Source organism: Neoroseomonas marina (assembly GCF_012927745.1).
Lineage (GTDB): Bacteria > Pseudomonadota > Alphaproteobacteria > Acetobacterales > Acetobacteraceae > Neoroseomonas > Neoroseomonas marina.
On sequence record NZ_JABBKX010000005.1, the window covers coordinates 243,552 to 265,175 of the forward strand.

The 21,624-nt window shown below is 71.8% G+C and carries 19 protein-coding genes and 1 tRNA gene; 12 read left to right on the top strand and 8 right to left on the bottom strand.

The features are described 5' to 3' along the window. Positions 1 to 5: 5 nt before the first annotated feature. Positions 6 to 1,718, bottom strand: a complete 1,713-nt coding sequence (locus GWK16_RS16115; RefSeq protein WP_170054995.1) for a cation:proton antiporter — start codon at positions 1,716 to 1,718, stop codon at positions 6 to 8. A gap of 31 nt (positions 1,719 to 1,749) precedes the next feature. Continuing rightward, positions 1,750 to 2,280, bottom strand: coding sequence for a GNAT family N-acetyltransferase (locus GWK16_RS16120; RefSeq protein ID WP_170054996.1), 531 nt, complete (start codon positions 2,278 to 2,280; stop codon positions 1,750 to 1,752). A 113-nt stretch (positions 2,281 to 2,393) separates the two neighbouring features. Here GWK16_RS16120 and GWK16_RS16125 point away from each other — a divergent pair. The 5 genes from GWK16_RS16125 (at position 2,394) to GWK16_RS16145 (ending at position 6,048) form a co-directional block, all read left to right on the top strand. Continuing rightward, positions 2,394 to 2,470 (top strand) — tRNA-Arg (locus GWK16_RS16125). A gap of 32 nt (positions 2,471 to 2,502) precedes the next feature. Further along, a complete protein-coding gene (locus tag GWK16_RS16130) occupies positions 2,503 to 2,811 on the top strand; it encodes a hypothetical protein (protein ID WP_170054997.1) in 309 nt (102 codons plus the stop codon). 159 nt (positions 2,812 to 2,970) lie between these two features. Continuing rightward, positions 2,971 to 3,162 carry a hypothetical protein gene (locus GWK16_RS16135; protein ID WP_170054998.1) on the top strand — a complete coding sequence of 64 codons (192 nt, stop codon included), beginning with the start codon at positions 2,971 to 2,973 and terminating at the stop codon, positions 3,160 to 3,162. Between the two features lie 172 nt (positions 3,163 to 3,334). Next, positions 3,335 to 4,729 (top strand): amidase family protein, encoded by a 1,395-nt coding sequence (locus tag GWK16_RS16140; protein WP_170054999.1) that lies wholly within the window; start codon positions 3,335 to 3,337, stop codon positions 4,727 to 4,729. Between the two features lie 74 nt (positions 4,730 to 4,803). Beyond that, entirely contained in the window at positions 4,804 to 6,048 is a 1,245-nt protein-coding gene (locus GWK16_RS16145) for a Zn-dependent hydrolase (protein ID WP_170055000.1), read from the top strand. Positions 6,049 to 6,051: 3 nt separating this feature from the next. Here GWK16_RS16145 and GWK16_RS16150 read toward each other — a convergent pair whose 3' ends face one another. Next, a complete protein-coding gene (locus tag GWK16_RS16150) occupies positions 6,052 to 6,339 on the bottom strand; it encodes a hypothetical protein (RefSeq protein ID WP_170055001.1) in 288 nt (95 codons plus the stop codon). A gap of 109 nt (positions 6,340 to 6,448) precedes the next feature. Then, positions 6,449 to 7,141 (bottom strand): VIT1/CCC1 transporter family protein, encoded by a 693-nt coding sequence (locus tag GWK16_RS16155; RefSeq protein ID WP_248291420.1) that lies wholly within the window; start codon positions 7,139 to 7,141, stop codon positions 6,449 to 6,451. 414 nt (positions 7,142 to 7,555) lie between these two features. On the opposite strand from GWK16_RS16155, the gene tkt reads away from it, so the two are divergent. From tkt to GWK16_RS16170, 3 genes are all read left to right on the top strand, one after another. Beyond that, positions 7,556 to 9,589, top strand: a complete 2,034-nt coding sequence (gene tkt, locus GWK16_RS16160) for a transketolase (RefSeq protein WP_338144495.1) — start codon at positions 7,556 to 7,558, stop codon at positions 9,587 to 9,589. A 36-nt stretch (positions 9,590 to 9,625) separates the two neighbouring features. Further along, the gene (gap, locus tag GWK16_RS16165; RefSeq protein WP_170055004.1) at positions 9,626 to 10,645 is read left to right on the top strand and encodes a type I glyceraldehyde-3-phosphate dehydrogenase; all 1,020 of its coding nucleotides are present in this window, start codon (positions 9,626 to 9,628) and stop codon (positions 10,643 to 10,645) included. Between the two features lie 71 nt (positions 10,646 to 10,716). Continuing rightward, positions 10,717 to 11,247 (top strand): flavin reductase family protein, encoded by a 531-nt coding sequence (locus tag GWK16_RS16170; RefSeq protein ID WP_170055005.1) that lies wholly within the window; start codon positions 10,717 to 10,719, stop codon positions 11,245 to 11,247. 265 nt (positions 11,248 to 11,512) lie between these two features. Here GWK16_RS16170 and GWK16_RS16175 read toward each other — a convergent pair whose 3' ends face one another. From GWK16_RS16175 to GWK16_RS16185, 3 genes are all read right to left on the bottom strand, one after another. Then, a complete protein-coding gene (locus tag GWK16_RS16175) occupies positions 11,513 to 12,265 on the bottom strand; it encodes a YbaY family lipoprotein (protein WP_170055006.1) in 753 nt (250 codons plus the stop codon). A 99-nt stretch (positions 12,266 to 12,364) separates the two neighbouring features. After that, the gene (locus GWK16_RS16180) at positions 12,365 to 13,054 is read right to left on the bottom strand and encodes a J domain-containing protein (protein ID WP_170055007.1); all 690 of its coding nucleotides are present in this window, start codon (positions 13,052 to 13,054) and stop codon (positions 12,365 to 12,367) included. After that, positions 13,051 to 13,791, bottom strand: a complete 741-nt coding sequence (locus GWK16_RS16185) for a vWA domain-containing protein (RefSeq protein WP_248291422.1) — start codon at positions 13,789 to 13,791, stop codon at positions 13,051 to 13,053. Before GWK16_RS16185 ends, GWK16_RS16180 begins: the two co-directional genes overlap by 4 nt. Before the next feature lie 101 nt (positions 13,792 to 13,892). Here GWK16_RS16185 and GWK16_RS16190 point away from each other — a divergent pair, with 101 nt between their 5' ends. Further along, entirely contained in the window at positions 13,893 to 15,404 is a 1,512-nt protein-coding gene (locus tag GWK16_RS16190) for a hypothetical protein (RefSeq protein WP_170055008.1), read from the top strand. A gap of 24 nt (positions 15,405 to 15,428) precedes the next feature. Here GWK16_RS16190 and GWK16_RS16195 read toward each other — a convergent pair whose 3' ends face one another. After that, positions 15,429 to 17,702 (bottom strand): NADP-dependent malic enzyme, encoded by a 2,274-nt coding sequence (locus tag GWK16_RS16195; RefSeq protein ID WP_170055009.1) that lies wholly within the window; start codon positions 17,700 to 17,702, stop codon positions 15,429 to 15,431. A 158-nt stretch (positions 17,703 to 17,860) separates the two neighbouring features. Between GWK16_RS16195 and GWK16_RS16200 the strand changes: the two genes are divergently transcribed. The 3 genes from GWK16_RS16200 (at position 17,861) to GWK16_RS16210 (ending at position 21,607) form a co-directional block, all read left to right on the top strand. Then, positions 17,861 to 19,294, top strand: coding sequence for a tetratricopeptide repeat protein (locus GWK16_RS16200; protein WP_170055010.1), 1,434 nt, complete (start codon positions 17,861 to 17,863; stop codon positions 19,292 to 19,294). A 65-nt stretch (positions 19,295 to 19,359) separates the two neighbouring features. Further along, positions 19,360 to 20,940 carry an ABC transporter substrate-binding protein gene (locus GWK16_RS16205; protein WP_170055011.1) on the top strand — a complete coding sequence of 527 codons (1,581 nt, stop codon included), beginning with the start codon at positions 19,360 to 19,362 and terminating at the stop codon, positions 20,938 to 20,940. A 160-nt stretch (positions 20,941 to 21,100) separates the two neighbouring features. Further along, positions 21,101 to 21,607: a c-type cytochrome gene (locus GWK16_RS16210; protein WP_211187474.1), complete on the top strand. Its 507-nt coding sequence runs from the start codon at positions 21,101 to 21,103 to the stop codon at positions 21,605 to 21,607. Positions 21,608 to 21,624: the final 17 nt, after the last annotated feature.

Below are 21,624 nucleotides of genomic sequence, written 5' to 3' on the forward strand. Positions count from 1 at the left end.
GAAGGTCAGCGGCTTTCGCGCAGTTCGTCCACCGTGCGCGCAGCGTCCGCGGGCGGCACGCCGAGCCGCGCCATCGCATAGTCCGCCATGCCGAGCGCGATCTCGCGTTCGCCCATCACCACGAGGCCGACGCCCTGTTCGCGTTCCAGGAAGGCCGCCTCCTCCTCGTCATGCGCGCGGGCGGCGGCGATGATCGCAGGGTTCGCGGCACGCGCCATGTCCATCACCCGGCGGCAGCCGGCGGCATCGGGCATGCCCAGCACGATCAGCCGCGCAACCTCGGGCCGCGCCGCCTTCAGCACCTCCGGCCGCGTCGCGTCACCCCAGACGACGGGCACGCCGGCGGCACGCAGGGCCTCCGCGGCCTGGTGGTCGGTCTCGATCACCACATGCGTCAGACCGTGGCGGCGCAGCGCGGCGGCGACGATACGCCCGACGCGGCCGTGCCCGACCAGGATCGCGTGGCCGGCGAGCCCTCCGGGCGGCAGGTGCGACAGCCGCGCGCCGCCGCGGCGCTGCAGCCAGGCGCGCATCCGCCGCGTGCCCTCGATCGCGACGGCGAGCCGATCCGCGAGCGCCTGGGTCAGCGGCGTCGCGAGGATGGTCAGCGTCGCCGCGACCAGGATCGGCCCGCGCACCTCGTTGGGCACGATGCCGGCGCCGATCGCCAGCGCGCCGAGCAGGAAGGAGAATTCCCCGATCTGGGTCATCGCGCCGGCGGCCGAGGCGGCCGCGGGCACCGGCACGCGGAGCAGGATCAGCAAGCCGAAGATCGCCCCGCCGGTGCCGAGCATCACCGCGATCAGGGTGAGGGCCGACGCAAAGGGCATGGCGAACATCGCATCGGGTTCGACGAGCATCCCGACCGAGACGAAGAACAGGGCGACGAAGACACGTTGGAGGGGCACCGTCTCCGCCGCCGCCTGGTGGCCGAGGGGGCTTTCGCCGAGCAGCACGCCGGCGAAGAAGGCACCGAGCGCCGGCGAGACGCCGAACACGGCCGAGGCGCCGAAGGCAATGCCGAGGGCCGTCGCGATCACCGCCAGCGTGAAGAGTTCCCGCGACCCGGTGCTGGCGACGAGCGCCAGCAGCCGGGGCAGCAGCACCCGACCGCCCAGCGCCATCGCGAGAAGAAAGGCGAGCAGTTCGCCCGCCGCCGCCGCGAGGCGCGCGCCGAGTCCGTCGGTCGCCGCGCCGCCGGCGAGGGCCGGCAGCAGGACCAGAGCCCCCACCGCGATCAGGTCCTGCATGACCAGCCAGCCCAGGGCGATCCGCCCTGCCTCGCCGCCCAGCCGGCCCTTGTCCTCGAGTGCACGGGTCGACACCGCGGTCGACGAGATGGCAAGCGCGAGACCGAAGACCAGCGCCGACACCCAGCCAAGGCCAAGCGCCACGATCCCGACCCCCGCACCCAGCAGCGTGCCGGCGGCGACCTGGGCCAGCGCGCCCGGCACGGCGATGCGCCAGACCGCGGCCAGGTCCCGTGGCCGGAAATGCAGCCCCACGGCGAACAGCAGCAGCGCCACCCCGATTTCGGCCAGCGCGCCGGTGACCGCCGGGTCCGCGACGAAGCCCGGCGTATGCGGGCCGACGGCAATGCCGGCGGCGATGTAGCCGAGCAGCGGCGGCAGCCTCAGCAGCCGGGCCGCGAGGCCGCAGGCGAAGGCAAGGGCGAGCGCGACGACGAGCGTCGCGACCAGCGGTCCGGCATGGGTCATTGCCGCCAGGATAGACGCCCTGGCGCGGCCGTCAGCCTTCCGGCGGAGTCGTCGCCCCCTTACCGAGCGCGAGCGTCATCAGCACGCTGTCCACCCAGCGCCCGTGTTTCCAGCCGACGGCCGGCAACAGCCCCGCGCGGGCGAAGCCGGCCCGCTCATGCAGGCCGATCGAGGCGTCGTTGGCCGAATCCCCGATCACCGCGACCATCAGCCGGAAGCCACGCCGGGTGCAGTCCTCGATCAGCGCACCGAGCAGCAGTCGGCCCGTCCCGCCCCGCGTGCCGCCGGGGGCGACGTAGACCGAGTTCTCGACGGCGAAACGGTAGGCCGGCCGCGGGCGATAGGCTGAGGCGTAGGTGTAGCCGACGACCCGGCCATCCCGCTCGGCAACCATGTGCGGGTAGCCGCCGGCGAGCACGGCAGCGCGACGGCGGGCCATCTCGGCCTGGTCCGGGGGCTCGAGTTCGAAGCTCGCCAGGCCATGGGCGACCCAGTGGCCGTAGATGGCGGTGATGGCCGGAAGATCGTCCTCGCGGCTGGCGCGGATGGCGAGTGTGGTCATGCCGGCAGGGTGGCGGCGTGGCAGCGCATCGGGAAGCCGGATGACCCGTGGGGTGGTGGGCCGGGCGCCGGGGCTTCCGTCCGGCCGCACGGTGGGCTATGGCTGCGCCGCACGGACCCGTAGCTCAGCTGGATAGAGCGCTGCCCTCCGAAGGCAGAGGTCGTACGTTCGAATCGTATCGGGTCCGCCACGCCTCCCCCGCATCCTGTTCCGGAACGCGCCATGGCGCCGGAGCAGCCGCGCACCCCCGATCGGTCGAGAAGTTTTCCCGCCCTCGCCTGCCGTTGGCGGGATCGCCGCGTGATTGTTCCGTTCCCCATCGTCGGGACGGAGTGCGGCAAGATGGCGTTCGGGACGTCGTTCAGCGTGTGGGTTCTTCAGGCCCTGCTGATGTTGGCCGGAATTGCAGGTGTGGCGCTTGCCGCAACGATCCTCTATCGCGGGCGCCAGCGCACCATCGATCAACCCAAAGTTGTCCTATCCGGACAGTATCCCCGCAACGCGGGTGGCTACGGCCGCCGTCGCGGCTGAGGGGGGAAGCGCGTTAAGGAAACGCACCGCAATATCACCTCTCCGTGATACTTTTCACGGAGGATTCGCGGCGAGTTTCACGCGAGTTGATCTACCCAGGGAGCGGCGATGACGGGTCCTTCGGGTCCCCATCGCGTCACCTGTTCCAGGGGGCTCGCCATGAACCACGTCCCGGCGAAGAGCACCGTTTCCGATCTCTCGCTGACCGCCGCCAGGCACGGCGCAGACAGCATCGTGCGCGCCAGAACGGCGATCGACGAGATCATCGTCGACGCCTACGAGCACGGTGACGTCGACGCCGTCCGAACACTCCACGCCGTCGCGGCACTCCTCGCAGCCGTCAAACACTAGGCGGACGCGCTGTCCCGGCGCGCTCGGGGGGGCGCGCCCGGGGGCCACGGGGGCGCGGATGCGATGGGCCGGGGGGTCGGCCCCGAGCGCCGCGCCCCTCGCCCGCCCCCTTCGGCACCCATGGCGCGACCGGCGCCGCCGGGCGATGCTCGGGCCGAAGGGGACACCGCGCATGACCGATCTCTGGCGCCTCGCCGCCACCGACCTCGCCCACCGCATCCGCTCGAAGCAGGTTTCCGCGACCGAGGCCGCGCGCGACGCGCTCGCCCGGCTCGACGCCGTGAATCCGCGGATCAATGCCGTGGTGGACCACCGGCCGGAGGAGGTGCTGGCCCAGGCGGCCGCCATCGACGCTGCCATCGCGCGCGGGGATGACCCCGGGCCGCTCGCCGGCGTGCCGGTGACCATCAAGGTCAATGTCGACCAGGCCGGCTTCGCGACCACCAACGGGCTGCGGCTGCAGCAGGATCTCATGGCCTCGGCGGACAATCCGGTGGTGGCGAACCTGCGCAAGGCGGGGGCGGTGCTGCTGGGGCGGACCAACACGCCGGCCTTCTCGCTGCGCTGGTTCACCCGCAATTCCCTGCATGGGCACACGAAGAACCCGCGGGATCCGTCGATCACGCCAGGCGGTTCCTCGGGCGGGGCGGCGGCAGCCGTCGCGGCCGGGATCGGGGCGATCGGCCATGGCACCGATATCGGCGGATCGGTCCGCTATCCGGCCTATGCCTGCGGGGTGCACGGCATCCGCCCGACGCTGGGACGTATCCCCGCCTGGAACCCCTCCTCGGCCGAACGGCACATCGGCGGGCAGGTGATGGCGGTGTCGGGACCCATCGCGCGCACCATCAACGACCTGCGGGTGGCGCTGGCGGCGATGTCCGCCCGCGACATCCGCGACCCGTGGTGGGTGGGCGCGCCGCTCGAGGGCCCGCCGGCACCCAAGCGCGCCGCGCTGTGCATCCGCCCCGAGGGCATGGAGGTCCAGCCCGCGGTCGAGGCGGCGCTGCGCGACGCGGCGAAGCGCCTCGAGGCCGCCGGCTGGCGCATCGAGGAAGCCGAGACCCCGCCGCTGCGCGAACCCGCGGCCCTGCAGGCCATGCTGTGGCTGGCGGAATCCCGCCGCGGCCTCAACGCCGCCCTGCACAGGGAAGCCGACCCCGACGCGACCTTCGTCTTCGCCCAGATGGAGGAGCTCTGCCCGCAGCCGGACCTCAACGCCTTCATGGACGCGCTGCAGAAGCGGTCCTTCTTCGTCCGGCAGTGGATGGAATTCTTCGAACGCTTCCCGGTCGCGATCACCCCCGTCTCGGGCGAGCTGCCCTTCCGCGACCAGGAGGATGTCGAGAGCCCCGCCGCATTCCGCCGCATCATGGAAGCGCAGCTCACCCAGGTCGGCCTGCCTCTGATGGGGCTGCCGGGGCTGACGGTCACCACCGGGCTGGTCGGCACCGTGCCGGTCGGCGTCCAGCTGGTCGCCGGGCGCTACCGGGAGGACCTGCTGCTCGCCGCCGGCGCGGCGATCGAGGCCGCCGGCGTCCCGCCCGCCCCCGTCGACCCCGCCTGATCCCTGCCCTTGCCAGCCCGGACGCAGGGGGATAGTGCCGAACCCCCTGCATTCGACCCGGCGGACAGAGGCACATGAGCGGCACCAACCAGCGCATCGACGGCAAGCGTCTCTGGGACAGCCTGATGGCGATGGCCGAGATCGGCGCCACGCCGAAGGGCGGCGTCAAGCGCCTGACCCTGTCCGACGTCGACAAGAAGGGCCGCGACACCTTCAAGGGCTGGTGCGAAGCGCTCGGCCTCACGGTCCGCGTCGACGCCATCGGCAACATGTTCGCCCGGCGCGAGGGCCGCGACCCCAAGCGGCTGCCGGTCCTGCTGGGCAGCCACCTCGACAGCCAGCCGACCGGCGGCAAGTTCGACGGCGCGCTCGGCGTCATCGCCGGGCTCGAGGTCATGCGCACGCTGCACGACCTCAATATCGTCACCGAGGCGCCGATCGAGCTGATCAACTGGACCGACGAGGAAGGCTCCCGCTTCGGCCATTCGCTGATGGGGTCGGGCACCTGGGCCGGGATCTACACGCTCGATAAGACCTACGGTCTGAAGGACGTCGACGGCGTCTCGGTCTCCGAGGCGCTGGACCAGATCGGCTACAAGGGCCCGAACCCCGCCAAGCCCTTCCCGGCCGATGCCTATTTCGAGCTGCATATCGAGCAGGGGCCGATCCTCGAGAAGGAAGGCAAGCAGATCGGCGTCGTGACCGGCGCCCAGGCGCAGGTCTGGTACGACGCGGTCATCACCGGGCAGGACAGCCATGCCGGCACCACGCCGCCTTCCGCGCGCAAGGACGCGCTGGTCGCGGCGGCGAAGGTCATCACGCTGGTCGATGACCTGATGCGCGCGCGCGGCGAGGACGGCCGCGGCACCGTCGGCTTCCTGCAGATCGCCGCCCCCTCCCGCAACGTGGTGCCCGGCGAGGTGCGCTTCAGCGTGGAGTTCCGCCACCCCGACGACGCGCAGATCCAGGGCCTGGCGAAGACCTTCCCCGAACAGGCCAAGGCGCTGGTCGAGGCGACGGGCTGCAAGCTGGACCTGACGGAGCTCTTCGTCATCCCGGCCCAGCCCTTCGACCCCGCCTGCGTCGACCTGGTGCGCCAGGCGGCGAAGCGGCTCGGCTTCTCGTCGCGCGAGATCATCTCCGGCGCCGGCCACGATGCGGTCTATGTCGCGCGCTCGGTGCCGACGGCGATGATCTTCACCCCCTGCAAGGATGGGCTCAGCCACAACGAGGCCGAGAGCATCCTCCCCGAGGAAGCCGAGGCCGGCTGCCAGGTGCTGTTCGAGGCGGTGGTGGCGCGCGCCAACCGCGCGCTCTGACCCTCACCCGGTCGCGGAGACCAGCACCTCGCCCCGCGTCACGCTGGGCGGGGTGGGCAGCAGCTCCGCGAGGTTCGACGAGACGATGCTGCGCACCTGCTCGTTCGCGGCATCCATCTCGGCCTCGCTCTCGAACAGGCTGACCGAGAAGACGCCGGTCTCCGACCGCCCGGCCCAGTAGCCCCGGAAGCCCGGCCGCGCCTGGAGCAGCGGCAGGATCATCGCCTCGACCCGTCGCGCGATCTCGGCGGTGGAGGCGCTGGTTTCGTAGGTGCGGATCATCGCGTGCATGATGGCCTCCCTGGTGGCGCGGCTGCGCCGGCAGGATTGCGCGCCCCGAGGGAGGTCCAAGTCAAACGGCCGCTTCGCAGGTGCGGCAGGCCTGATCCGCGCCGGCAGGTCAGCCGGCGGCCATCCCGGCCAGAAGGGCTGCCCCCGCCGCGATCCCGCCGATGAGAAGGCGATTCAGCGCACCGGCCAGAGGCGCCTGCCCTTCGCCGCGTGCCTTGAGCCAGCCGAAGCCGAGCAGGCCTGCGACGGTCAGGAGCGCTGACGTCGTCAACGCGGCGCCGGGTGGACTTCCCATCGCGAAGGGCAGCAGCGGGACCAGCCCTGCGGCCGTCGACGCAAGACCCGCGACGGCGGCTCCGCGGGCGGCACGGATGGGCTCGGGCTCCTTCAGGTCGAGTTCGAAACGCATCATGAAGTCGACCCAGCGTTTCGTGTCCGAGCAGATCGAGTCGACCGCGAGCCGCAGCGCATCCCCGCGCACGCCGTAGCGGTGCAGGATCGCGGCGACCTCCCACCGCTCGCGGTCCGCGTACTCGACCGTCTCCTCCTCCTCGCGGCGCCGCTCCAGGGCGTAGTGCGCCGTCTCGCCGCGTGCCGCGACATAGCGCCCGAGGCCGAGGGCGATGCCGCCCGCCACGGCCGCGGCCGCGCCGCCGGGCAGCACGGCCGGCGCCGCGACGCCGGAGAGCACCGCGGCGATGGCGAAGGGCACGATCATCCCGCCTGCGGCGCCGTCGACCACGTCGCGCACCACCTCATGCGCGGCGATGTGGCTCTCCTCATGGGGCGGGCCTGGCGGCATGGGCCACAGGCCGTCGCGGTTCAGAGCATCAGGTTTCGGAGGGTGGGCGGCGGAATCCATGGGCGGCACGCTAGCCTATCGATGCGACCGCGACAGGTTCGCAACACGGCACGTCCTGCGGCCGCTGCGCCGCAAGCCGGCGGCTTCCGCGCGATACCTGGAATTCCGCGGCACGCCGTCGGGCCTTCACACCAACGTGCTGCCGGTCCGACGCGGCGGCACCACCCTTCGCGCAAGGCGGAACCACACCCGTCCACGACGTGCGCCGCAAACGGCCCGCGCCCCGCCGATCGGCGGCCTGCCCTGCAGTCGCGCGGAGGCCGGGCTGCACCCCGCGAGGTTGCCCCGAGGCCCCCCCGCCTCTATAGCGGCCCCGCCCCCAGCAGCAGCCGCAGGTGCCTTCTCTTGGCCAGCATCGCCCCCACGCCCGACGCCTCCCAGAACCCGGCGCTTGCCGCCCAGGCCGAGATCCTCGCCCGGCCGGTGACCGAGGCACGGCGGCTCGCGGATGCCATCCGCGCCCTCGCGATCGACGGCGTCGAGGCCGCGAAGTCCGGCCATCCCGGCATGCCGATGGGCATGGCCGATGTCGCGACGGTGCTGTTCACGAAGTTCCTGAAGTACGACGCGGCCGATCCCCGCTGGGCCGACCGCGACCGCTTCGTGCTCTCGGCCGGCCACGGCTCGATGCTGCTCTACAGCCTGCTGCACCTGACCGGCCATGCGGGCATGGGCATCGAGGAGCTGAAGCGCTTCCGCCAGCTCCATTCCCCCGCCGCCGGCCACCCCGAATTCGGCGAGCATCCGGGCATCGAGACCACCACCGGCCCGCTCGGCCAGGGCATCGCGACCGCGGTCGGCATGGCGCTGGCCGAGCGGATGCTCCAGGCGCGCTTCGGCACCTCGCTGGTCGACCACCGCACCTGGGTCATCGCCTCGGATGGCGACCTGCAGGAAGGCGTCTCGCACGAAGCCGCCTCGCTCGCCGGCCATTACGGGCTGTCGAAGCTCTGCGTGCTGTGGGACGACAACCACATCTCGATCGACGGCGACACCGCGCTGTCCTTCACCGACGACACGCTGAAGCGCTTCCAGGCCTATGGCTGGGCGACGCGCCGCGTCGACGGCCACAACCCCGAGGAACTCGCGAGCGCGATGGCCTGGGCCACGCGCAACCGCAAGCCGACGCTGATCGCCTGCCGCACCATCATCGGCCTCGGCGCACCGACCAAGGCGGGCACGGCCGGTTCGCACGGCTCCCCGCTCGGCGCGGCGGAAGCGGCGGCGGCGAAGGAACTGCTCGGCTGGACGGCGCCCGCCTTCACGGTGCCCGAGGACATCAAGGCCGCCTGGGAGGCCGCCGGCCGTCGCAGCGCCGGCACCCGCCGGTCCTGGCTGAAGCGCCTGGCCAAGCACCCGCAGAAGGCCGATTTCGACCGCGCCATGGCCGGCAAGCTGCCGGAAGCCTGGCACGAGGCGCTCGCCGCGCTGCGCGCGAAGCATGCCGAGGAGAAGCCCAAGCTCGCCACCCGCGTGTCGAGCCAGAAGGCGCTCGAGGCCCTGGTGCCATCGGTGCCCGAGATGGTCGGCGGCTCGGCCGACCTCACCGGGTCGAACAACACCAATGTGAAGGGCATCCCGGCGATCGCGCCGGGCAACTTCGCCGGCCGCTTCGTCCATTGGGGCGTGCGCGAGCACGGCATGGCGGCCGCCATGAACGGCATGGCGCTGCATGGCGGCATCATCCCCTACTCCGGCACCTTCCTGGTGTTCTCGGACTACATGCGCCCGGCGATCCGCCTCGCGGCGCTGATGCACCAGCGCGTCATCCATGTGCTGACGCATGACAGCATCGGCCTCGGCGAGGATGGGCCGACCCATCAGCCGGTCGAGCACATCGCCTCCTTCCGCGCCATGCCCAACGTCTTCGTCTTCCGCCCGGCGGATGCGATGGAGACGGCGGAATGCTGGGAACTCGCGGTCAAGCGCGCCGACGGGCCCTCGCTGCTCGCGCTGTCGCGCCAGAACCTGCCGGCGCTGCGCAGCGATGCGGGCGAGAACCGCTGCGCCCGCGGCGGCTACGTGCTGGCCGAGGCCTCCGCGGCGCGCAAGGCGACGCTGATCGCGACGGGGTCGGAGGTGCACCTCGCCCTGGCCGCGCGCGATGCCCTCGAAGCGGACGGCATTCCGACCGCCGTCGTCTCCCTGCCCTGCTGGGAGATCTTCGCCGCGCAGGATGCCTCCTATCGCGAGCAGGTGCTCGGCACCGGCCTGCGCGTGGGTATCGAGGCCGCGATCGGCTTCGGCTGGGAACGCTGGCTCGGCGCCGATGGGATCTTCATCGGCATGGGCGGCTTCGGCGCCTCGGCGCCGGCGGACGAGCTCTACAAGCATTTCGGCATCACGGCCGATGCCGTGACGGCGGCGGTGAAGAAGCGCCTCGCCTGATCGACTCATTCTCCTGACGGGAAGGATACGAACGCCATGGCGGTGAAGGTTTCCATCAACGGGTTCGGGCGCATCGGTCGCCTGGTGCTGCGCGCCGCCTGCGAGGCCGGCCGCGACGACCTGGAATTCGTCACCATCAACGACCTCGGCTCGGTCGAGGCGAATGCCCACCTGTTCCGCTACGACAGCGTGCATGGCCGCTTCCCCGGCGAGGTGATCGTCGAGGGCGACACCATCACCATCAAGAACGCCGGCAAGACCTGGGGCCCGATCAAGATCACGGCCGAGCGCGACCCGACGAAGCTGCCGCTCAAGGGCGTCGACGTCGCGATGGAATGCACCGGCATCTTCACCAGCAAGGAGAAGGCCTCCGCGCTGCTGACCGCCGGCGCGCGCAAGGTCGTCATCTCCGCCCCCGGCGACAACGCCGACGCGACCATCGTCTACGGCGTGAACCACCAGACGCTGACGAAGGAGATGACGGTCATCTCCAACGCCTCCTGCACCACCAACTGCCTCGCGCCGGTCGCGAAGGTGCTGCACGACAATTTCGGCATCGTCCGCGGCTACATGGTGACGATCCACGCCTACACCGGCGACCAGAACACGGTCGACACGCTACACAAGGACCTGCACCGCGCGCGCGCGGCCGCCGTGTCCGCCATCCCGACCTCGACCGGCGCGGCCAAGGCCGTGGGCCTGGTGATGCCGGAACTGAAGGGCAAGCTGGACGGCACCGCCATCCGCATCCCGACGCCGAACGTCTCCCTCGTCTCGCTCGACTTCGTGCCGGCCAAGGAAGGTGTGACGAAGGAGGCGGTGAACGCGGCGATGAAGGCGGCCTCCGAGAGCGGTCCGCTCAAGGGGATCCTCGGCTACAACACCGCGCCGCTGGTCAGCATCGACTTCAACCACAACCCGATGTCGTCCACCTTCGACGCGACGCAGACCCAGGTGGTCGATGGCGGCCTGGTGCGCGTGCTGTCCTGGTACGACAACGAGTGGGGCTTCTCGAACCGCATGAGCGACACCGCGGCGCTGTTCGGCAAGCTGTGATATGAAACCGGAGGGGCCCCGCCCCTCCGGACCTCCCCGCCAGAGGCCGAAGGGCCTCTGGACACCGGGACATGAGGACGCTCGCGCTCGCGAAGGTCTACCAGCTCATCGAACCGGGGCCGGTGGTGCTCTTGACCACCAGCCACCGCGGCATCCCGAACGTCATGGCCATGTCCTGGCACATGATGGTCGAGTTCACCCCGCCGCAGGTCGCCTGCATCGTCAGCAACCGGAACCATTCCTTCAAGGCGCTGCGGCGCAGCAAGGAATGCGTCATCGCGATCCCGCCGGCCGGATTCCTGAAGACCGTGGTGGCGATCGGCAATTGCTCCGGCGCCGATACCGACAAGTTCGCGACGCTCGGCATCGGGACGAAGCCCGCACGCCACGTCGCCGCGCCGCTGCTGCCGGACTGCATCGCCAACCTCGAATGCCACGTGATCGACACGCGGATGGTCGACGCCTACTGCATGTTCATCCTCGAGGTCGTGCAGGCCTGGATCGATCCCAAGCGACGCGACGCGAAGACCGTCCATCACCAGGGCTGGGGGATCTTCGCCCTCGACGGGCGCACCATCACCCTGCCCTCGGACAAGGCCTGACGCGTCAGGACGCTGCGCAGACCGCGAGGTCCCGGCGGACATCCTCGGCCAGCCGCCAGCCAGAGGCCATCACCCCCCGGCCGCCCGCAGCCCTCCGCGCGGGAGGCGGTTGCGGAGAGCCGACTCACCACGGCGGTGTCGGCGTCGGGCAGCATCGCCGTCAGCGGGTGCATGCCCGCGAGCGTCAGGTGGCTGGGGAGGACCTCCATGGCCAGGCACTCCGCCCCCGCACGCCCATCGTGCCACCACCGGGATCGGCAAGCCATCACTGGCCGCGGGCGAGCCGCAGGACCGTCGCGCCGCGGTCGTCCGTCAGATGCAGGATGCCGTTCTCGATCCGCCAGCCGCGCACGGCGCCGAGCGCCTGGTGGAAGCGCTGCTCCTGGTCCATCGCCGCCTCCACGCAGGCCATGTTGGTCTGCGCCATCTGCCCGATCCGCAGCGAGGTGCCATCGAGCGTGTAGCCGCCGGTGAAGCGGTTGCACCCGCCCGAACCATAGGCGCGGCCATCGGCGCCGAAGGTGATCGTGGACTGCAGGCGATCGACCACGCCGCGACCGGTGATGTCCTCGGCGACCCAGACCGGTCCGACCAGGCCGGCATCGCCGGATGCCTCCGGGCGCGCGCGGACCAGCAGGATATCGACCTCCCGCCCCGCACCGCGGGTCAGCACCGGGTTCACGCGGTCGCTGCGGAAGACGACCTGGTCCCGCACCGACAGCCGCGCCGAGACCGAATACCGATGCCGTTCGTCGATCCGTGCGGGATCGAACGGCAGGCTGAAGCGGATCGGCACCTGGCCCTGCACCTCGATCCGCGCGACGGCGATGCGATCGGCCGGGGCTTCGGCGCGGGAGATGTCGAGCAGTTCGACCTCCAGCACCGCGCCCGGCGGCAGGGCCATACGCTCGCGATAGGTCGCGGCGCCGGTGATGGCCGATGCCTGCGCCAGGACACGGCGCGGCACGGCGAGGGCGAGGCTGGCGGCCGCAAGGGCCGCGCGACGGGTGGCGATCATGGCCGCTGGATTATACAGGGTGGACGGCGCCGGCGCGGCGGGATCGGTACGGAAAGATGGCGGCGGATGCAGTGCCGGCCCGATCGCCATGCAGGCTCGTCAGGTCCCGAGCAGCAGGTCCCGCGCCGCGTTCAACCGCGCCGCCAGCCATGCGCTCCCGCCATGGTCCGGATGGGCGCCGCGCATCAGGCGGCGATGGGCAGCGCGGATCTCGGCCTCGCTCGCACCCTCGGCAAGGCCGAGGATCGCCAGGGCATCAGCACGGGTCATCGGCCCCTCGGCGACCGGGGGCGGGACGTCCCGCCAGTCCGGGTGGCTGCGATCCAGCCAGGCTTCGAGCAACGGCACGCTCTCCGCATCCTCCACCGCGCAATCGGCGAGCAGCTCGCGCAGCGCCGGCAGGTCCAGCTCCCCCAGATCCGCGCCGGCGAAGCGGCCACCGATCACGCGGCCCGTCATGCGACCGCTGTCGTGGTGCAGCACCATCTCGAGTGTCGCGGTGGCGACGCGGCTTTCCTGCCCGGGCGTCGCCTGGCCGCCGCGCGAGAAGGTCCGGGCCGTTCGCCAGGATCGCCAGGCCTGGACCAGCAGCGGTGCGAACAGGGTCAGGGACCAGATCGCCTGCAGCCCACGGCCGCTGAACAGCAGGGCGACCAGCAGCACCGCGCCGAGGCCGCCCGCGACCCAGGCGAGCCCCTTCTTCACGCTGGAGACCGGGGCATTGGCGAAGGCGCGCAGCAGCGCCATGAGCAGGACAAGCGCCAGCGCGCCGAGGGCCAGCCAGGTCATCGCGCCGCCTTCGGCCCCGGCAACTGCCCGGCAATGCGGGCGGCCGCGGCGCCCGGCAGCGCCGCAAGCGCCGCCCGCCCGCCCGCCGCGAAGACGGCCACCGCGCGCAGCAGGTCGCGCAGGGTCCCCGCCGCCGCGGAATCGAAGGGCGCATAGGCCCCGCCCGAGACCTTCGCCATCTGCCGGAAGGCATTCCCGGCGACGGTGTCGCTGCCCTCGTGGAAGCAGAAGACCGGGGTGCCGAACAGGCCGAGTTCGCCCGCCGCGTGGCACAGCGCGTCGACATCCTCCTCCACCGCGTCGCCCACCAGCACCAGGGCGCCGACCTTGTCCTGGCGCGTCTCGTTCATCGCGTGGCGCAGGGCGCGCAGGATCTGGGTCTGCCCGCCGAGGCAGGAGACCGTCGCCATGCGCCGCGCCAGCTCCGCGCCGTCGGTCAGGAAGGGCGTCGCGGCGAATTCCAGGAAGCCCCGCCAATAGGCGAGCGACACGGCGAGCCCGCCGAGGTCGCGCGTCGCCAGGAACATCTCGCCCGTCAGGGCGCAGGCCCGGTCCCAGGCGGGCTGGCGCGAGGCCGTGGCATCCACCGCGAAGACGAGGCGCCCGGGCCGTCCCCGCTCGGGCCGTGCGGCCGGCATCCGGGCCACCTTCTCGAGGAAGGCGGCCACCTCCGTGCTCGGCGCAGGGCGGGCGGGCGGCTGGGCCATGTCGTGCATGTTCTCCTGACTGGCACTCATGTGAAATGCCTCACACGCCACGCCAAGGGGTCGGCCGCTATGCTGGCGGGGCACGCCATGGCGGGCTTTACTGCGCCGCCGCAAGAGGAGGACGGGTCGGGATGGACGCTGCAGGGAGAACGGGGTTCAAGGCCCTTGCGCTCGCGACCGTCGCGGGCATCGCCGTGGCGGGCGTGGCCCTCGCGCAGCCCAAGCCGTCGCCCCAGGGAGCGCCGCAGCAAGCGCTGCCGACCACCAAGCCGGCACCGCTCGGCGGGCCGGCTCAGCAGGCCCAGCCGGCTCGTCCCGCCCCCGCGCCGCAGGCCCAGGCGCCGGTCCAGGTGCCGCCGCCGCCCGCGGTGAACCCGGGCCTGCCACCGAACGAAGCGCCCGCCATCACGCGGCTGCGCGGGCTGCTCGGTGCCGATGTCCGGCTGAGCTACGCCAATGCCGAGACGCTGGACGGCCTCGGCGAACAGGTGCGGATGACGGGCGTCGTCCTCGAGCAGACCGGCAAGCGCGCCACCGCGGACGAGGTCCTGATCAACGGCCTGCGGCAGGACGGCGTCGCCGAGCTCGTCGCCCGCAACCTCGCGACCACGGAGGACAACAACACCGTCCGCATCGCGCAGCTGCGCATCGCCGGGCTGACCGTGCCGCGCGACGCCAGCGGCAAGCCGCCCGAGCCCGACCAGGTCCGCCTTGACCAGCTGCACGTCGAGGGCGTCGAAACCACGGGCGAATCCACCATTCGGCTGCGCCTCGCGACGCTCGAGAACTGGGTGGCGGGCCAGCCCGCGCGCCTCGCGATCGAGGGGCTCGAAGTCGGCGCGATCGATGCCGGCGTCTTCGACACGATGCGCCTCGCGCGCTTCGCGCTGAGCGGCGTCGACCTCGGCGGCACGCTGGCCGCGGTGATGCGCAACGAACAGCCGCCGAACCTGGTGGGCCGCGCGTCGATCGATCTCGACGGCCTCGACGTCCTCGGCGGCGGTCGTTCGGTCGGTCGCCTGGCCGAGATGCGCATCGCGGCGGACATCCAGCGGACCGACGGTTCGGGCACCGGCACCGTCGCCTTCCGCGGGATCCGCGTGGAACCGATGCCGATGATCGCCGACTGGCTGACGCGCTTCGGCTACCAGGCGGTCGAAGGCGAGATCACCGCCCAGACCGCCTATGACGCGCCGAGCGGGCGGATCGACATCCGCGACCTGTCGGTGTCGGGCCGCGACGTCGGCACGTTGTCGCTCGCCCTGGTGATGGATGGCGTGACGCAGCAGGCCGCGCAGACGGGCGACGTGTCGAACGTCCGGCTGATCTCGGCCGGGCTGCGCTATGCCGATGCCTCGCTGTTCCGCCGCTTCGTCGCGCTGCAGGCGCGCGAAAGCCGCACGCCGGAAGCGCAGCTGCGCGAGCAGTTCGCGGCGATGGCCGGCGGCGCGCTGTCGCAGCCCGGCGCGGCCGGGCTCGACCCGATCCGCGACGCGGTGCAGCGCTTCATCCGCGGCCAGGCCCAGACGGTCGAGGTGCGGGTGAACCCGCCGCAGCCGGTCAAGCTCGTCGACGCCCAGCAGCCGCCGGCCAATGCCGCCGAGGCCCAGCGCCGCTTCGGAATCACCGCCCAGGCGCAGTGATCCCGCGCCGGACGGCGCGGGGGATCAGCCCCCCGCGTTCGCCTGGGCGACGGCGAGCGCCGTCAGGTTGAGGATGCCGCGCGCCGTGACGCTCGGCACCAGCACGTGGATCGGCTTGTTCATGCCGAGCAGCAGCGGGCCGAGCTGCAGCCCGTCCGTCGCCGCCTTCACCAGGTTGAAGGCGATGTTGGCGGCATCGATCCCCGGCATCACGAGAAGGTTCGCCGCCCCCTCCAGCCGGCTGTCGGGCACCGCCCGGGCGCGGATCGCCGGGATCAGCGCGGCGTCGGCATGCATCTCGCCATCCACCTCGAGCCCCGGGTCCATCTTCCGCACCATCCCCAGCGCCTGGCGCATCCGCCGCGCCGAAGGCGCGTGCGAGGCCCCGAAGGAGGAATGCGACAGCAGCGCGACCTTGGGCGTGATGCCGAAGGCCCGCACCTGCTCGGCCGCCAGCAGCGTCATCTCGGCGATCTGCTCCGCCGTCGGCTCGAGGCAGAGATGGGTGTCGACGACGAACAGGTGTTCGCCCGCACGGGTCACGACGCCCGACAGCGCATAGACCCGGCCGACATCGTCGCGCTTGCCGATGATGTCGAGAACGTGCTTCCACTGCCCCATCCAGTCGCCGAGGCCGCCGCAGATGGCGGCATCCGCATGCCCGGCCTCGAGCAGCAGGGACGCCGCAACGGCCGATCGCGTCGCGACGCGCTTGGCCGCGGCATCCGGCGGCGTACCGCGGCGGCCGACCTTGATCCGGTAGAGCTCCGTCAGCGGGCCGAACAGGTCGGCATCCGCGGTCGGATCGACGACGCGCACGCTCTCCCCGAGGTCCATGCGCAGGCCGAGCGCCTTGACCTTCGCCTCGATGACGGGCCGACGGCCGACCAGGATGGGCTCGGCGATCCCCTCGTCCACCACCGACTGTACGGCGCGCAGCGTGCGCTCGTCCTCGCCCTCGGCGTAGGCGACGCGGCGCGGGCGCTTGCGTGCAGCCTCGAAGACGGGCCGCATCAGGTTGCCGGAACGGAAGACGTTCCGCTCCAGCTCCCGGCGATAGGCGGCGAAATCGGCGATGGGCCGCATCGCGACGCCGGAATCCATCGCCGCCCGCGCGACCGCGGGCGCGATCTCGAGGATCAACCGCGGGTCGAAGGGCTTGGGGATGATGTAGTCCGGCCCGAAGACCGGCGCCTGGCCGCCATAGGCGGCGGCGACGACCTCGGAGGCCTCGACGCGCGCGAGCGCGGCGATGGAGTCCGCCGCCGCGATCTTCATCTCCTCGTTGATCGTCGTCGCGCCGACATCGAGCGCGCCGCGGAAGATGAAGGGGAAGCAGAGGACGTTGTTGACCTGGTTGGGGTAGTCGGTGCGGCCGGTGGCGACGATCGCGTCCGGGCGGGCGGCGCGCACGGCCTCGGGCAGGATCTCGGGTTCGGGGTTTGCCAGTGCGAGGACCAGCGGCTTCGGCGCCAGGTACTTCAGCCATTCGGGCTTCAGCACGCGGGGAGCCGACAGGCCGAGGAAGACGTCCGCGCCGGGCAGCACCTCCTCCAGCGTGCGCGCGTCCGTCACCTGCGCATAGCGCGCGCGATAGGGATCGAGGTCGTTGCGCCCGCTGTGCACCACGCCGCCGATGTCGCAGATCGTGACGTTCTCACGCTTCAGTCCCATCGAGACGAGCAGGTCGAGGCAGGCGAGCGCGGCCGCGCCGCCGCCGGTGTTCACCAGCTTCACGTCCTCGATGCGCTTGCCCTGCAGCAGCAGGCCGTTGCGCACCGCGGCGGCGACAATGATGGCCGTGCCGTGCTGGTCGTCGTGGAAGACCGGGATCTTCATCCGCTCGCGCAGGGTGCGCTCGATGACGAAGCACTCGGGAGCCTTGATGTCCTCGAGGTTGATGGCGCCGAAGGAGGGTTCCAGCGCCGCGACCACCTCGATGAACCTGGCGGGGTCGCGCTCCTCGACCTCGATGTCGATGGAGTCGATGCCGGCGAACTTCTTGAAGAGGACCGCCTTGCCTTCCATCACCGGCTTCGACGCCAGCGCCCCGATCGCCCCGAGGCCGAGGACGGCCGTGCCGTTGGTGATGACGGCGACCATGTTGCCGCGGGTGGTGTAGTCGTAGGCCGTGGCGGGGTCGGCCGCGATCGCCTCGCAGGCGGCGGCGACGCCGGGCGAATAGGCCAGGCCCAGGTCGCGCTGCGTCGCCATGCGCTTGGTCGGCTCGACCGCCAGCTTTCCGGGTCGCGGCAGCCGGTGGTAGTCGAGCGCGGCGCGGCGGAAATCCTCGTCCATCAGGGTACCTCCGCAGCCAGGGTAGAGGGTTTCGCGCCGGCCGGGCAGGGGCGATGGCGCCCCCCCGACCGCGTCGCTGCGGGCAAGGATTCCCCCCGCGGGCCGTCCGGGCCTATCGTGGTCACGGGGCCGGGATCGCCCGGACGGGCGGCTGTGGGATGGACGACAGGCGACAGGTCGCAGGGATCGTCAGGGACTACCTCGCCCGCGAGCGCATCTCGCGGGAGGAATTCGCGCATCGCACGCGGCTCGGCCGTTCGACCGTCGACAAGCTGCTGGTGGGGCTGTTCTCGGACCGCACGCTGGCGGTCGTCGAGGGCACCACGGGGCTGACGCTGCGCGGGCCGGTCGCTGCCCCTGCCCTGCCCGACGCCGGCCCGGGCGTCGTCCCGGCGGCCGAGGAGGACAGCGCGCCGTCGATCGCCGTGCTGCCCTTCACCTTCATGGGCGACGCGCCGGGCCAGGACTGGCTGGCCGACGGCATCACCGAGGACATCACCACCGACCTCGCGCGGCTGCGCTGGCTCTTCGTCATCGCGCGCAACTCGACCTTCGCCTTCAAGGGCCGCGCGGTGGACGTGCGGGACGTCGCGCGCGACCTCGGCGTCCGCTACGTGCTGGAAGGCAGCGTGCGCGTCGCGGGCGGGCGCATCCGCGTCACCGGGCAGCTGGTCGATGCCGGGACGGGGCGGCACATCTGGGCCGAGCGCTACGATCGCGAGCTGTCCGACATCTTCGCGGTGCAGGACGAGATCACCCGCAACGTGGTCGCCGCGATCGAGCCGCATCTCTACGCCGAGGAAGGCTACCGCGCGGCGTCGCGACCGACCGCGAACCTCTCCGCCTGGGGCCTCGCCGTCCGCGCCATGGGCCTGATCCGCAAGGTCGGGCGCAAGCAGAACGAGGAAGCCCGGCTGCTGCTCGAACAGGCGATAGCGCTCGAGCCCGGCTACGCGCGGGCCCATGCGCTGCATGCCTGGGCGGCCTGGTGGGCAGCGCTCTGCTACTGGTGGCCGGACAATGCCGCGGGTTACCGCGTCGCGGCGCAACAGGCGGCCGCCGCGGTGTCCCTCGATCCCCTGGAGCCCTGGGCGCGGATGACGCACGGCATCTGCCTGTCCTCCGCGCGGCAGCACGGAACCGGGCTGGTGGAGCTGCGCGCCGCGCTCGACCTCAATCCCTGCTTCGCGCTCGGGCGCACGCTGCACGGCTGGGGGCTGCTGCGCGCGGGGCGGATGGAGGAAGCGATCGCCGAGACGGGCCTCGCGCTGCGCATGAGTCCGATGGACAGTTTCGCGGGCATCTACACGGCGATCCACGGGCTCGCGCTACTCGGCGGGCGGCGCTTCGAGGACGCACTGCCGCATCTGCGCTCCTCGGTCGCGGCCTTCGCCGAGTATCTCGGCCACTACAACACGCTGATCTCCTGCTGCGGCCATCTCGGCCGCATCGAGGAGGCGCAGGGCTACATGGCCGCGCGCAACCGGATGGGCCCGCCGATCCGCGTGGGGCTGCTGCGCAGGAACCTCTCGGGCTTCGCCCATGGCGAGGTGTTCTGCGAGGGCCTGGTGAAGGCCGGCGTGCCGGAGTAGCCGCAGCAAGGTTGTTCGCGCCGAGGCTGCGGTGCGATGCTCCCGGCACAACAGGGAGAAGAAGAATGCCCTCTCGCAGAAGCGTCCTGGCCGCTCCGCTGGCAGGCCTCGCGGCCCCTGCCTTTGCCCAGCCCGCCCGCGCCCGCACCCTCCGCTTCGTGCCGCAGGCGAACCTCACCTCGCTGGACCCGATCTGGACGACGGCCGCGGTCACCGAGAGCCATGGCTGGACGGTGTTCGACACGCTCTATGGCATGACCGACGACCTCAAGGTCCAGCCGCAGATGGCCGAAGGCCATACCGTCTCCGACGACGGCCGCACCTGGCTGATCCGGCTGCGCGAGGGCCTGCGCTGGCACGATGGCGAACCGGTCCGCGCGCAGGATTGCGCGCCGAGCCTCGCGCGCTGGAGCCGCCGCGACACCTTCGGCCAGTCGCTCGCCGCCGTCGTCGACGCCTGGGAGGCCGCGGACGACCGGACCATCCGCATCCGGCTGAAGTCGAAGTTCCCGATGCTGGTCGACGCGCTGGCGAAACCCGCCGCCGTCGTTCCCTTCATGATGCCCGAGCGCATCGCGCGCACCGATCCCTTCCAGCAGATGAGCGAGGTGATCGGCTCCGGGCCCTATCGCTTCCTCAAGGACGAGTACATTTCGGGCAGCCGCGCCGCCTATGCGAAGTTCGATGGCTATGTCCCGCGGCAGGAAGCCGCCTCGCGCACCGCGGGCGGCAAGGTCGCCCATTTCGAGCGCGTGGAATGGACCATCATCCCCGACAGCGCCACGGCCTCGGCCGCGCTGCAATCGGGCGAGATCGACTGGTGGGAGCAGGTGAACGCCGACCTCGCGCCGCTGCTGCGACGGTCGCGTGGCGTGCAGGTCGAGGTGCTGAACACCCTCGGCTATATCGGCGTCGCGCGCTTCAACTGCCTGCACCCGCCCTTCAACAATCCCGCGATCCGCCGCGCGCTGCTCCTTGCCCTCAACCAGGAGGACTATCTGCGCGGCGTGACCGGCAACGATCCCTCGGCCTATCGCGTTTGCGCCTCGATGTGGCCCTGCGGGACGCCCTATGAGAGCACGACCGGCAACGCGTCGCTGACCGGCCCGCGCGACCTCGAGCGCGTGAAGGGGATGATCCGCGATGCCGGCTACCGCGGCGAGAAGATCGTCATCATCAACCCGACGGACTTCCCCACCATCGGGCCCTTCGGCCAGGTGACCGCCGACCTGCTCCGCCGGCTCAGCATGAATGTCGACCTGGTCGAGACCGACTGGGGTTCCGTCGTGCAGCGCCGCGCGAGCAAGTCTCCGCCCGAACAGGGCGGCTGGAGCATCTTCCACACCTGGTGGCCGAGCCTGTCGATCATCAACCCGGCGGTGAGCGCGACGCTGCGCGGCCAGGGCGACAGCGGCTGGTTCGGCTGGTACGCGAACCCGCGCGTCGAGGACCTCGCGCGGCAATGGCTGGTCGCGGAGACCGAGGCCGAGCAGAAGCGCCTCGCCGACGGCATTCAGCAGGAATCCTTCGAGAACGTCCCGGTGCTGCCGCTCGGCCAGTTCTTCATCAACACGGCCTACCGCAGCGGGTTGTCGGGCTTCGTGAAGGGCACCGCGGCCTATCCCTGGAACATCCGCAGGGGATAGGCGCGGCGGCCGTCCAGCCGGCCCCGCCGTGTGACATCGGTCACCGGCGGGAAAGCTTCCGGAAAGTCCCGGAAAACTCCGGAGATGGCTCCGGAAGGCTGCGCTGACGAAAGTGGCTTCGAAACGAGGGCGCGATCTTCCGCCCCCAGGAGCCCCGACGATGATGACCTTCTTCCGGCGCGCCGCCATGTTCGCGGCGCTGGTCGCCACCACCCCGGCCGCCGCCCAGCAGGCGGCCGCGGGGCCGAACGCCCGCGGCGAATACCTCTCCCGAATCATGGATTGCGGCGGCTGCCACACCGGCGGCGCACTCGCCGGCCAGCCCGATCCACGGCTGCACCTGGCGGGATCGGGCATCGGGTTCGGCATCCCCGACGTCGGGGTCTTCTACCCGCCCAACCTGACGCCGGACCGCGAGACCGGCCTCGGGACCTGGAGCGAGGCCGACATCGTCCGCGCGGTGCGCACCGGCGTGCGGCCGGACGGGCGGATCCTGGCCCCGGTGATGCCCTGGCATTCCTATGCGGCGCTGAACGATGCGGATGCCCGCGCGCTGGCCCGCTACCTGCGCAGCCTGCCGCCCGTCCGCAACGAGGTGCCCCGCATGACCGGCGCCGGCGAGACCGCGCCCGCGCCCTACCTGACCGTCGTCGTTCCCGGGCGCTGACCGCGTCCCAACCGAGG

Coding starts and splice junctions, on each gene's coding strand:
- GWK16_RS16115 (WP_170054995.1), bottom strand. CDS start 1,718: ATGACCCATGCCGGACCGCTGGTCGCGACGCTCGTCGTCGCGCTCGCC.
- GWK16_RS16145 (WP_170055000.1), top strand. CDS start 4,804: ATGAGCGGCACCAACCAGCGCATCGACGGCAAGCGTCTCTGGGACAGC.
- GWK16_RS16190 (WP_170055008.1), top strand. CDS start 13,893: ATGGACGCTGCAGGGAGAACGGGGTTCAAGGCCCTTGCGCTCGCGACC.
- GWK16_RS16210 (WP_211187474.1), top strand. CDS start 21,101: ATGATGACCTTCTTCCGGCGCGCCGCCATGTTCGCGGCGCTGGTCGCC.
- GWK16_RS16205 (WP_170055011.1), top strand. CDS start 19,360: ATGCCCTCTCGCAGAAGCGTCCTGGCCGCTCCGCTGGCAGGCCTCGCG.
- GWK16_RS16195 (WP_170055009.1), bottom strand. CDS start 17,702: ATGGACGAGGATTTCCGCCGCGCCGCGCTCGACTACCACCGGCTGCCG.
- gap (WP_170055004.1), top strand. CDS start 9,626: ATGGCGGTGAAGGTTTCCATCAACGGGTTCGGGCGCATCGGTCGCCTG.
- GWK16_RS16200 (WP_170055010.1), top strand. CDS start 17,861: ATGGACGACAGGCGACAGGTCGCAGGGATCGTCAGGGACTACCTCGCC.
- GWK16_RS16150 (WP_170055001.1), bottom strand. CDS start 6,339: ATGCACGCGATGATCCGCACCTACGAAACCAGCGCCTCCACCGCCGAG.
- GWK16_RS16130 (WP_170054997.1), top strand. CDS start 2,503: ATGGCGCCGGAGCAGCCGCGCACCCCCGATCGGTCGAGAAGTTTTCCC.
- GWK16_RS16135 (WP_170054998.1), top strand. CDS start 2,971: ATGAACCACGTCCCGGCGAAGAGCACCGTTTCCGATCTCTCGCTGACC.
- GWK16_RS16180 (WP_170055007.1), bottom strand. CDS start 13,054: ATGACCTGGCTGGCCCTCGGCGCGCTGGCGCTTGTCCTGCTCATGGCG.
- GWK16_RS16170 (WP_170055005.1), top strand. CDS start 10,717: ATGAGGACGCTCGCGCTCGCGAAGGTCTACCAGCTCATCGAACCGGGG.
- GWK16_RS16185 (WP_248291422.1), bottom strand. CDS start 13,791: ATGAGTGCCAGTCAGGAGAACATGCACGACATGGCCCAGCCGCCCGCC.
- GWK16_RS16155 (WP_248291420.1), bottom strand. CDS start 7,141: ATGCCGCCAGGCCCGCCCCATGAGGAGAGCCACATCGCCGCGCATGAG.
- GWK16_RS16140 (WP_170054999.1), top strand. CDS start 3,335: ATGACCGATCTCTGGCGCCTCGCCGCCACCGACCTCGCCCACCGCATC.
- GWK16_RS16120 (WP_170054996.1), bottom strand. CDS start 2,280: ATGACCACACTCGCCATCCGCGCCAGCCGCGAGGACGATCTTCCGGCC.
- GWK16_RS16175 (WP_170055006.1), bottom strand. CDS start 12,265: ATGATCGCCACCCGTCGCGCGGCCCTTGCGGCCGCCAGCCTCGCCCTC.